General features: G+C 48.1%; 7 protein-coding genes, 7 tRNA genes and 1 rRNA gene (1 of these 15 cut by a window edge). 14 read left to right on the top strand and 1 reads right to left on the bottom strand.

Going from position 1 to position 11,009, the window contains the following annotated elements:
- The 14 genes from ABGT54_RS10405 to ABGT54_RS10340 form a co-directional block, all read left to right on the top strand.
- Positions 1 to 1,899, top strand: a 23S ribosomal RNA gene (locus tag ABGT54_RS10405) (it extends 992 nt beyond the left edge of the window).
- An 81-nt stretch (positions 1,900 to 1,980) separates the two neighbouring features.
- Positions 1,981 to 2,054: transfer RNA gene (locus ABGT54_RS10400), tRNA-Asp, on the top strand.
- A gap of 6 nt (positions 2,055 to 2,060) precedes the next feature.
- A tRNA-Val gene (locus tag ABGT54_RS10395) sits at positions 2,061 to 2,133 on the top strand.
- An 8-nt stretch (positions 2,134 to 2,141) separates the two neighbouring features.
- A tRNA-Tyr gene (locus ABGT54_RS10390) sits at positions 2,142 to 2,223 on the top strand.
- A gap of 21 nt (positions 2,224 to 2,244) precedes the next feature.
- A tRNA-Thr gene (locus ABGT54_RS10385) sits at positions 2,245 to 2,317 on the top strand.
- A gap of 29 nt (positions 2,318 to 2,346) precedes the next feature.
- Positions 2,347 to 2,420 (top strand) — tRNA-Met (locus tag ABGT54_RS10380).
- A 4-nt stretch (positions 2,421 to 2,424) separates the two neighbouring features.
- A tRNA-Phe gene (locus ABGT54_RS10375) sits at positions 2,425 to 2,497 on the top strand.
- 28 nt (positions 2,498 to 2,525) lie between these two features.
- Positions 2,526 to 2,598: transfer RNA gene (locus ABGT54_RS10370), tRNA-Lys, on the top strand.
- A 374-nt stretch (positions 2,599 to 2,972) separates the two neighbouring features.
- A complete protein-coding gene (locus ABGT54_RS10365; protein ID WP_346664037.1) occupies positions 2,973 to 3,104 on the top strand; it encodes a type II toxin-antitoxin system HicA family toxin in 132 nt (43 codons plus the stop codon).
- 36 nt (positions 3,105 to 3,140) lie between these two features.
- Positions 3,141 to 3,551, top strand: a complete 411-nt coding sequence (locus ABGT54_RS10360) for a type II toxin-antitoxin system HicB family antitoxin (protein WP_346664036.1) — start codon at positions 3,141 to 3,143, stop codon at positions 3,549 to 3,551.
- 207 nt (positions 3,552 to 3,758) lie between these two features.
- Complete coding sequence (locus tag ABGT54_RS10355) at positions 3,759 to 3,911, top strand: hypothetical protein (RefSeq protein WP_346664035.1); 153 nt, start codon at positions 3,759 to 3,761, stop codon at positions 3,909 to 3,911.
- A 274-nt stretch (positions 3,912 to 4,185) separates the two neighbouring features.
- Positions 4,186 to 6,246, top strand: a complete 2,061-nt coding sequence (locus ABGT54_RS10350) for an S-layer homology domain-containing protein (RefSeq protein ID WP_346664034.1) — start codon at positions 4,186 to 4,188, stop codon at positions 6,244 to 6,246.
- Between the two features lie 376 nt (positions 6,247 to 6,622).
- Complete coding sequence (locus ABGT54_RS10345; protein WP_346664033.1) at positions 6,623 to 9,166, top strand: cation-translocating P-type ATPase; 2,544 nt, start codon at positions 6,623 to 6,625, stop codon at positions 9,164 to 9,166.
- An 11-nt stretch (positions 9,167 to 9,177) separates the two neighbouring features.
- Positions 9,178 to 10,338 (top strand): AI-2E family transporter, encoded by a 1,161-nt coding sequence (locus ABGT54_RS10340; protein ID WP_346664032.1) that lies wholly within the window; start codon positions 9,178 to 9,180, stop codon positions 10,336 to 10,338.
- Between the two features lie 36 nt (positions 10,339 to 10,374).
- Here ABGT54_RS10340 and ABGT54_RS10335 read toward each other — a convergent pair whose 3' ends face one another.
- Complete coding sequence (locus ABGT54_RS10335; RefSeq protein WP_346664031.1) at positions 10,375 to 10,989, bottom strand: nucleoside recognition protein; 615 nt, start codon at positions 10,987 to 10,989, stop codon at positions 10,375 to 10,377.
- Between the last annotated feature and the right edge of the window lie 20 nt (positions 10,990 to 11,009).

The following is an 11,009-nucleotide window of genomic DNA, read 5'->3' as shown; positions in this document are numbered from 1 at the left end:
AAGTTGGGCAGTCGAGAGGGAAAGAGCCCAGACCTGCAGCTAAGGCCCCAAAATGTGTGTTAAGTGGAAAAGGATGTGGGATTTCGAAGACAACTAGGATGTTGGCTTAGAAGCAGCCACACATTCAAAGAGTGCGTAATAGCTCACTAGTCGAGAGGTCCTGCGCCGAAAATGTCCGGGGCTGAAACACACTGCCGAAGCTCAGGAATGTAGCAATACATTGGTAGAGGAGCATTGTTAAAGGGACGAAGCGGTACCGATAAGGAGCCGTGGACTTTTAAGAAGAGAGAATGCCGGAATGAGTAGCGAGAGGAAGGTGGGAATCCTTCCGGCCGAATATCCAAGGTTTCCAGAGTAAAGCTGATCTGCTCTGGGTAAGTCGGGGCCTAAGGCGAGGCCGAGAGGCGTAGTCGATGGACAACAGGTGGAGATTCCTGTACCACAACATAACAGAACTGTGGGGACACGTGTGGAGAGCATGAGCCGGGAATGGGAAGACCGGTGCAAGCGAAGTAGGAGTGTGATTGGCAAATCCGTCACATGATCCAAAGGCGTGATGCGGACCGAACAAAGAGTAGGGAAGCATGTGAGCCATGCGTCAAGAAAAGCCGCTATCGTTTATGTTGTGCCCGTACCGTAAACCGACACAGGTGGATGAGGAGAGAATCCTAAGGCCGACGGGAGAAGCATTGTTAAGGAACTCGGCAAAATGACTCCGTAACTTCGGGAGAAGGAGTGCCGGTGAGAGCCGGCCGCAGAGAATTGGCCCAAGCAACTGTTTAGCAAAAACACAGGTCTGTGCAAAACCGAAAGGTGAGGTATACGGGCTGACGCCTGCCCGGTGCTGGAAGGTTAAGGGGAGAGGTTAGCGTAAGCGAAGCTTTGAACTTAAGCCCCAGTAAACGGCGGCCGTAACTATAACGGTCCTAAGGTAGCGAAATTCCTTGTCGGGTAAGTTCCGACCCGCACGAAAGGCGTAATGATTTGGGCACTGTCTCAACAATGCACCCGGTGAAATTGAAGTACCAGTGAAGATGCTGGTTACCTGCGCCAGGACGGAAAGACCCCATGGAGCTTTACTCCAGCTTGATACTGGGATTCGGTATTGCATGTACAGGATAGGTGGGAGGCAAAGAAGTGGTGACGCCAGTTGCCATGGAGCCACTGTTGGGATACCACCCTTGCAGTACTGGGTTTCTAACCAGCAGCCGTAATCCGGCTGGGGGACAATGTCAGGTGGGGAGTTTGACTGGGGCGGTCGCCTCCGAAAGGGTATCGGAGGCGCTCAAAGGTTCCCTCAGAATGGTTGGAAACCATTCGAAGAGTGCAAAGGCAGAAGGGAGCTTGACTGCGACACCGACGGGTGGAGCAGGTACGAAAGTAGGACTTAGTGATCCGGTGGTATAAAGTGGGATTGCCATCGCTCAACGGATAAAAGCTACCCTGGGGATAACAGGCTTATCACTCCCAAGAGTTCACATCGACGGAGTGGTTTGGCACCTCGATGTCGGCTCATCGCATCCTGGGGCTGAAGTAGGTCCCAAGGGTTGGGCTGTTCGCCCATTAAAGCGGTACGCGAGCTGGGTTCAGAACGTCGTGAGACAGTTCGGTCCCTATCCGGCGCGGGCGTAGGATATTTGAGAGGAGCTGTCCTTAGTACGAGAGGACCGGGATGGACTGGCCGCTGGTGTATCTGTTGACCACCAAGGTCATGGCAGAGTAGCCAAGCCGGGAGGGGATAAACGCTGAAGGCATCTAAGCGTGAAGCCCCCCTCAAGATGAGATATCCCTAACGCAAGTTAGTAAGACCCCTTGAAGACGACGAGGTAGATAGGGCAGAGGTGGAAGTACAGTAATGTATGGAGCTGACTGCTACTAATCGGTCGAGGGCATGACCAAAGAAGGTCGGTAGGCAGGATGAAAAGTTTCTTATATGCAGTTTTGAAGGTATATGATATACTTTCTATATAATATGAAAATGGCCCAGTGGCTCAGTTGGTTAGAGCGCCGCCCTGTCACGGCGGAGGTCGAGAGTTCGAGTCTCTTCTGGGTCGTTGTATGGGGTCTTAGCTCAGCTGGGAGAGCATCTGCCTTACAAGCAGAGGGTCATAGGTTCGAGCCCTATAGGCCCCAGACAATCTGGATGGATTCCCGAGTGGCCAAAGGGGGCAGACTGTAAATCTGTTGCAAATTGCTTCGGTGGTTCGAATCCACCTCCATCCATTAGCCGTTCGATCACGGTAGGCCGATGTGGCTCAATTGGCAGAGCAGCTGATTTGTAATCAGCAGGTTATCGGTTCGAGTCCGATCATCGGCTTTGTCTTGAAAAAGACATTAATTTCATATCGCGGGGTGGAGCAGTCTGGAAGCTCGTCGGGCTCATAACCCGAAGGTCGTAGGTTCAAATCCTGCCCCCGCAATTTCGCCCAGATAGCTCAGTCGGTAGAGCAGAGGACTGAAAATCCTCGTGTCGCTGGTTCGATTCCGGCTCTGGGCACTTTCTTTATCTAAAAGAAAATATTTTCGGGCGTGTAGCTCAGGCGGTAGAGCACTTGACTTTTAATCAAGTTGTCCGGGGTTCGAATCCCCGCACGCTCATGAATCTAAAGAGGCGGAAATCTAGTATTTACTTGGGTTTCCGCTATTCTTCTAATTTTTTATATGGTGTCGCATGATGCCGGTTTTTTCTGTTTAAAATGTTCCATTTATATTTTAATGTTTCATTTATGTCCCAGATTATTATTTAAATAATTAATTGCTGCTTTTACCGTATTTGTGAGCAAATATATCGTCGACTTATAAGCAGAGTGGCCGGGTAAATAAAATAGAATATACGTAAAATTACGTAAAAATATTTACGCACGTAATGATACGTGATATAATAGCATTATGATAAGGAAAGGAGATACAATAGATGCCAATGACACCCAAAGAGATGATTAGGCATCTCAAAAAAAAACGGATTTGAAGAAGTGAGTCAAAATGGTTCTCATGTAAAATTGAAGAATCCGGAATCTGAAAGAATGGTAATTGTTCCTTATCACTCCAAAGCCATGAAAAAAGGTTTGGAGCAGGCAATACTTAAACAGGCGGGGCTGCGATAAATCTTGCGCCCAGAGAGTAAATGGGAGGTATCACGTATGAATAAATTGTTTTATCCGGCGGTATTTCATAGAGCAGAAGAGGGCGGATTCTGGGTTTCATTTCCAGACTTTCCAGAATGCTTCACAGAAGGCGATGATATGACCAGGGCTTATGAGATGGCTGTTGAGGCAATGGGTTTGGCTTTGGTGAGCAGAAAAGAAGAAGGGGAGGAGATCCCAAGCCCAACGGAGATTGATAAGGTAGATGTGGAAGAAGGAACACTGGCAATTATTGAATTTGATATGCTGGAATATCAGAAGAAGCACAATTCCAGAGCGGTAAAGAAGACCCTTAGCATTCCTGAATGGCTGAATGAGGAGGCAACAGCAATGGGGGTAAATTTTTCACAGGTACTGCAAGAAGCTTTGCTGAGTAAGCTTGGCATTAATAAGAAAATGGATTATTGACAACTGGAAATTTTTCATATCGTAGACGAAGAGGAGAGTCTGATGGTTTATTTAAATGATAACGCAAAAGAATATATGCAAAAGTATGGATGGCGGCAAGTGGTGCTGAATGTGGAAGAAATCACCAGCTGATGTGCGCCTCCGTACCTGGAGGTTTCGGTAAGCTTTACCGATGAGGACGAAGAGACAATGCGGGGAAAAGGGTATTTGGTCGACTTTAGCGAGCTTGGCAATGTATATTATCCTGCAGAAGGGGTGGAACGAGCGGAGAAGGTATCTGTCAATTATGTAGAATATCCCTGGATTACTTGTTTTGAGGTGGATGGACTTAAGGTTCCGGAAGTGGATTGCGGAAAATAATCCCGGCAACATTCCGGATCAGGTTTTATATGATCCCTGGCGGAAGAATGGATAGGAAAATGGACAGGAAAATAGACAGAAGAACTGCGGACAGGAATCTTGCCTGCCCGCAGTTTCCGTTATATAATAAGGACAGAGATTGTTCGGTGCAAAACCGGATAAATACAGAGAAAATGAAAGACAGAAATGGAGGAATGTGTTTGGGAGGGTGACAGAAGAAATAAAAAAATGTATAAAGAATCAAATTAGTAAAAAAGTACAGGGGGAAATAGCTATGTTTAAGAAATCATTCGCAATATTGCTAAGCTGTTGTATGTTGGCCGGAAGTTTTTCGGTGTCCGGATATGCGGCAGATGTATCTGCGGGATGCGAGACCGCAAGGCCTGTCAATGCCAATGATGGGGTTATGAATACAAAGCAATATACCATGGGTACGAAAGTAAGTGGAACGCTTTCAAAGGAGATCAAAGGAGATACATACAATTTTACATTGGCAGAATCCGGAAGGATATCCTTGGATTTTACCGGTGAATTCCGTGGAGTAAGACTGAAGTTTTATAATCCGGCAGGAGAAAATGTAGGTGACGATAATACATATTATGGTCAGGATGCCAGTACAGGACTGGTGAGGGAAACCCAGGAATTAGATTTAACAAAAGGAAATTATCAGTTTATTGTTGAGAGAAATACGAACACATCTTCTGGCATTGATTGGGGAGATTATGAATTTACGATGACTTTTACTTCAGCTCAGGAAAGTTTTCCGGAAGAAATGGGGGGTTCTGATGATTCGTTGGCTGACAGCAATGTGATTAATCTCGACACCAGCTACAAGGGCCAGATCGCACATAATGAGGACGGGGATTTTTACAAATTTACAATTCCTTCTTCCGGAAAGGCTGCGTTAAACTTCACAGGATATCTGCGTAATATGTGCATAAGACTATATGACAGCAATTATAAAGAGGTATGGGACAGTGGGTCCAAGCGCTGGAATGAAAGTACGCACCTGATTTTAATCAGTGAGGAGTTAAATCTATTAAAAGGGACTTATTACCTGAAGATGGAAAGTCTTCTAAAGGATTATACGGGCAACTATGAGTTCGGCGTTAATTTTACTTCAGCGGAAGAGAGCTTTGAAGAAGCAGTTGGCGGAAATGGAAATGATAACCATACAACTAGCAGTGAGATTAAAACAAATACCCAATACAAAGGCCAGCTTGCCATTAATGAAGGGTCAGATTTTTATAAATTTACTGTAAAAGAGACGGGTTCTGTAGATGTGAATTTCAGTGGAACAATGTATAGGGTTTGTCTTCATATTTATGACAGTAGCGTAAAGGAAGTCTGGAAAGTCAATGGAAGGTTCGATGACGACATCGGAGTAAACCTTATAAATGAGACAGTGGATCTTACCAGCGGTTCCTATTATTTCCTGGTGGAAAAAGGCGGAGATTCTTTGCAGTATACTGGAAATTATTCTTTTTCTATCGCAACAGAAGAGGCAAAGCCGATCACAGGTGTGTCTGTAAGCCCGGCAAGCCTTACGCTTACAGAAGGTGAAACAGGGACTCTGGCAGCATCTGTTGTCCCGGCCGATACGACAGATGATAAAACTATCACCTGGAAATCCGGGAACACTGCTGTTGCAACAGTAGATCAGAACGGTAAAGTCACCGCAGTGGCGGCGGGAACCACAACGATCACAGCCACAGCAGTCAACGGCAAGAGCGCCAGCTGCCAGGTAACAGTTAAGAAAGAAGAAGTGACAGTGGAACCTAAGCTTCCATTTACTGATTTTGGTGTTGGCGTATGGTATTACGAGACAGTAAAAGATGTTTATAACAAAGGTCTGATGACCGGCCTTACGGATACGATTTTTGGCCCCAATGACAAACTGGCCAGAGCGCAGTTTGCAACCATTCTCTGGCGCATGGAAGATGAGCCTGCCGTCACATTTGAGCAGAAGTTCCCGGACGTTATTACCGGTCAGTTCTACACAGAGTCTGTGTTGTGGGCGGCAAACGCCGGCATTGTCACCGGATATACGGATACCGGAAAATTCGGCCCTGGCGATAACATCAACCGGGAGCAGATAGCAGTGATGATGTTCCGGTATGCGAACTACCTTGGACTGGATACCAGCCAGAGGGCAGACTTCAGCTCTTATCCGGATGCCGCGAATGTCAACAGCTTTGCAAAAGACGCCATGAGCTGGTGCGTGGCCAACGGGATCATCACTGGCGATAATGGCAGGTTGAACCCGCAGGGCGAAACGGTCAGAGCGGTCTGCGCGACCATTATCAGCAGATTCTACAGCGCTTATGACCTGTAAAAAAGTTAATCAAAAGGGAAAAGAGGGGTTGTCGTAAAGACAGCCCCTTTTTGCAGGATGAAAAAAGAATTTACCGGCAATGCTAAAGGACAGGAGTAAATACAATGCGTAAATATACGGCAGATTTTGATTGACAGCATAACTTTTTTCTTGTATAGTAGATGAAGATAAAAGGGAGTAACTTGCGCCGGACGCGGCAGATCACCTGCCTGCTTCTGTTGGATACAAGTGGCAGAACCGGCGTTTGCGAATACGTCAGTACGATGAGGGATCATCCGTATCGCAATGAAAAGGTGAGACTTTTATTGCATAACAAGAAGTGTGCAATAGGGGTCTTTTTTTTATCCTATTGCAAAAGAGAGAGGAGAAAACAAATATGCTCACAAGTGAACAGGCCAGACAAAACCAGGAAAAATATGGTTTTAATGAGCTGGTGGAAGGCAAGAAGAAAAGCACGCTGCAGATTTTTCTGGAACAGTATAAGGACTTTCTGGTAATTATACTGATCATCGCGGCAATCGTATCCGGATTTCTTGGCAACTTTGAGAGCGCCATTGTAATCCTGGTGGTAATCACCATGAATGCGATCCTGGGAACTGTGCAGACATTAAAGGCGGAACAGTCTCTGGACGCGCTCAAGCAGATGTCTGCGCCGGAGGCAAAAGTCATCCGTGACGGAGTGGTAAAACAGATCCCGTCCAGAGAAGTTACCATTGGCGACCGGGTGCTGCTGGAGGCGGGAGACTGTGTGCCGGCAGATGGAAAACTGATCGAGTGCGCCAGCCTGAAAGTAGACGAAAGCGCCCTGACAGGAGAGAGTTTATCGGTAGAAAAGTCTCTGGAGGAAGTGCCGGAAGGAGCGGCTCTTGGAGATCAGACCAACCGGGTATTTTCCGGAAGCTTTGTCACCTACGGACGCGCCGCATTTGAAGTGACTGGCATCGGTATGGGGACAGAAGTAGGAAAGATCGCAAGTCTGTTAAAGAATACTTCTGAAAAGCGGACGCCTCTCCAGATCAATCTGGATGATTTTGGAAAGAAACTTTCCATCCTGATCATCGTTTTCTGTGCCATCCTTTTTGGAATCAGTATTTTCAGAGGGGATCAGCCGGGAGACGCCTTCCTGTTTGCTGTTGCCCTTGCAGTAGCAGCAATCCCGGAGGCGTTAAGCTCCATCGTAACGATCGTACTTTCCTTCGGTACCCAGAAAATGGCCAGGGAGCATGCGATCATTCGTAAATTGCAGGCAGTAGAGGGACTGGGCAGCGTATCCATCATTTGTTCTGATAAAACAGGTACACTGACACAGAATAAGATGACTGTGGAAGATTATTATGTAGATGGTAAACGGATCCCGGTAGCCAAGATCAATCTGAATGATCCGAATCAGGAAAGACTTCTGAACTTCAGTATCCTCTGCAACGACTCTTCCAATGCAAATGGACAGGAGATCGGAGATCCTACAGAGACCGCTCTGATCAATCTGGGAAGCAGACTGGGAAGAGAGGCCTTTGAGGTGCGGGATGTATATGACAGAAAGTCGGAGATCCCGTTTGACAGTGACCGTAAGCTGATGTCTACGGCTCATATTTTCAGCGGCAGACATGTCATGGTCGTAAAGGGCGCGGTAGACGTCCTGCTGACCAGAATGACCCATATCCGCCGCGGCGAGACCGTAGAGCCCATGACTGCAGAGAGAAAGGCGGAGATTGAGGCGCAGAACCTGGAGTTCTCCAGAGACGGCCTGCGGGTACTTGCATTTGCATATAAAGAGATGGAAGAAGATCGGGCGATCTCGCTGGAGGATGAAAATGACCTGACCTTCCTTGGTCTGATCGCCATGATGGATCCGCCAAGAGAGGAGTCTAAAGCAGCGGTTGCCGAGTGTATTCAGGCTGGCATTAAGCCGATCATGATCACTGGAGACCACAAGATCACTGCTGCTGCGATCGCTAAGCGTATCGGTATTTTGAAAGATGAGTCAGAGGCCTGCGAGGGCGCTGTGATTGAAAATATGTCAGACGAAGAGCTGCAGGAGTTTGTTCCGAAGATTTCTGTTTATGCCCGTGTTTCACCGGAGCATAAGATCCGTATCGTCCGGGCATGGCAGGACCGCGGAAATATTGTGGCCATGACAGGAGACGGCGTCAATGACGCACCGGCCCTGAAACAGGCAAATATCGGTGTCGCGATGGGAATTACCGGAACAGAAGTTTCCAAAGATGCGGCCGCTATGGTCTTGACAGATGATAACTTTGCAACTATTGTAAAAGCAGTGGAAAACGGACGGAACCTGTACCGGAACATTAAGTTTTCGATCCAGTTCCTGCTGTCAGGAAACTTTGGAGCGATCCTTACGGTACTCTTCGCCTCCATCGTGGGCCTGCCGGTTCCGTTTGCACCGGTACATCTGCTGTTTATCAACCTGTTGACAGACAGTCTTCCGGCCATCGCGCTGGGACTGGAGCCGCACTCCAGGGATGTGATGAACGAAAAACCCCGTCCGATGAACGAGTCTATCCTGACAAAGGATTATCTGGCGCGGATCGGTACAGAAGGTTTGTGTATCGGCGCGATGACCACCATCGCTTTCCTGATCGGATTAAACGAGAGCGGAAGCCTGCTGGGAAGCACTCTGGCGTTTGGTACGCTTTGTACCTCCAGACTTGTGCATGGATTTAACTGCAAATCCAACAAGCCGGTAATCTTTACAAAGAGATTTTTCAACAATATTTATCTGATCGGCGCATTTGTACTGGGACTTCTCCTGATCACAGGAGTACTGATGATCCCGGGACTCCACAATCTGTTCAGTGTATATACGCTGGACGGCGCGCACCTTCTGATCGTGTATGGCCTTGCACTTTTGAACCTGCCGATCATTCAGCTGATGAAGTGGATCAGAGAACATTTAAAATAGGATGATGACGTATGGAATTTAACGATGAAGTGGTAAAAAGAATCCGGGGACTGATCGTCTTCGCTGCGCTGGTGGTTCTGTGTTTCTGGCGGTATGACATAATCCTGGATGTGCTCCGGTTTATCATTCATGTGATCTTCCCCTTCCTTCTGGGAGGGGCGATCGCATTTGTGCTGAACGTGCCTATGAATTTTATTCAGAGGCATCTTTTCCGGCCGGAGCGGATCGAAGGGAAAAAATATCTGCAGAAACTGGCAAGGCCTGTAAGTATGCTGCTGGTACTGCTTGGCGTGATCGGCGTGATCGCGCTGGTTATGCTGGTGCTGGTGCCGCAGCTGGGCGAGACATTTATTAATCTGGGGAAAAATATCCAGCGGTTTCTTCCGAAGCTGCAGGGCTGGGCGAGAGATCTTTTTCACGACAATCCGGATATGCTTGTCTGGATCAATGATCTGAAATTTGACTGGAACAAGATTGTGGATACCGGGATCAATTTCTTTACCCAGGGAGCGGGAAATGTGCTGAACTCCACCATTACCGCAGCCAGAAGTATTGTCAGCGGACTGACGACCTTTTTCATCGCATTTGTATTTTCTATCTATATATTGCTGCAAAAGGAAAAACTGACCAGACAGTGTAAACGGGTGATGTTTGCTTTTATGAAAAAGAGCCGGGCAGAGGCAGCGCTGGAAGTATTGTCTCTGACAAACCGGACATTTTCCAGTTTTCTTACCGGACAGTGTGTAGAAGCGTTGATCCTGGGAAGTATGTTTGTGGTTGCCATGACAGTCTTAAGACTGCCCTACGCGCTGCTGGTGGGGATCGTGATCGCGGTGACGGCGCTGATCCCGATCTTCGGGGCATTTATCGGGTGCGTGATCGGAGCATTTCTGATCTTTATGGTAAATCCGCTCCAGGCTCTTGGCTTTGTTGTGCTGTTCTTGGTATTGCAGCAGATCGAAGGCAACCTGATCTACCCTCATGTGGTAGGCGGATCGGTTGGCTTGCCTTCCATCTGGGTGCTGGCTGCGGTCAGCATCGGCGGCAGTCTGATGGGAATCATAGGAATGTTGATCTTTATCCCCATCGTGTCTGTGGTCTATGCCCTGTTCCGGGAGATCGTGTATCTGAAATTGAAGCAAAAGAGGCTGGAGCCTGGGGATATTGAGTAAAAGATGTAAAAAAGAACTGATGGACCGAAGGATCCGTCAGTTCTTTTTTTGATCCATCATTTTGCAAAACAGGATCGCCGCTCCTGTACTTATGATCGTGGCCAGGATTCCAGCGCCTGTGATGGCGGCCGGATTGACGCTTCCGTATTGGCTGCGGTAGGCGATGACAGTTACCGGGATCAGCTGGATAGAAGAAATGTTGATCACCAGAAAGGTACACATTTCATTGCTCGCGGCGTCTTTTCTGCGTACGGGACCGGGAAGCCGTCCCTTTCGCCGGTTGTCCTCCAGGTCTTTCAGGGCCTCCATGGCCTTTAGACCGGCAGGCGTGGCCGCCCACCCAAGGCCCAGAAAATTGGCGATAAAGTTGGTGGCGATATAGTCTTCTGCCGGATGTCCGGACGGAAGACCGGGAAATAAAAAGCGCATCAGCGGGCGCAGACGCCTGGAAGCGGAGGCGATGATGCCGCCGTCTGCGGCGATCTGCATGATCCCCATCCACATAGATACGACGCCCATCATGGTAATACACAAAGAGACGGCTTCTTTGGAGGAATCAATGGCGGCGTTGGTAACCTCCGGCATACGCCCGGTAAAGGCGGCGTACAGGATCCCTACAAAGATCATGCCTGCCCAGAGATAATTTAACATAGAAAAAGCTCCCGGCACAG

Origin of the sequence: uncultured Merdimonas sp., from assembly GCF_963929015.1 — a bacterium.
In the GTDB taxonomy this organism is placed as follows: Bacteria; Bacillota; Clostridia; order Lachnospirales; family Lachnospiraceae; genus Merdimonas.
This window is presented reverse-complemented; position numbering and strand designations above follow the sequence as displayed.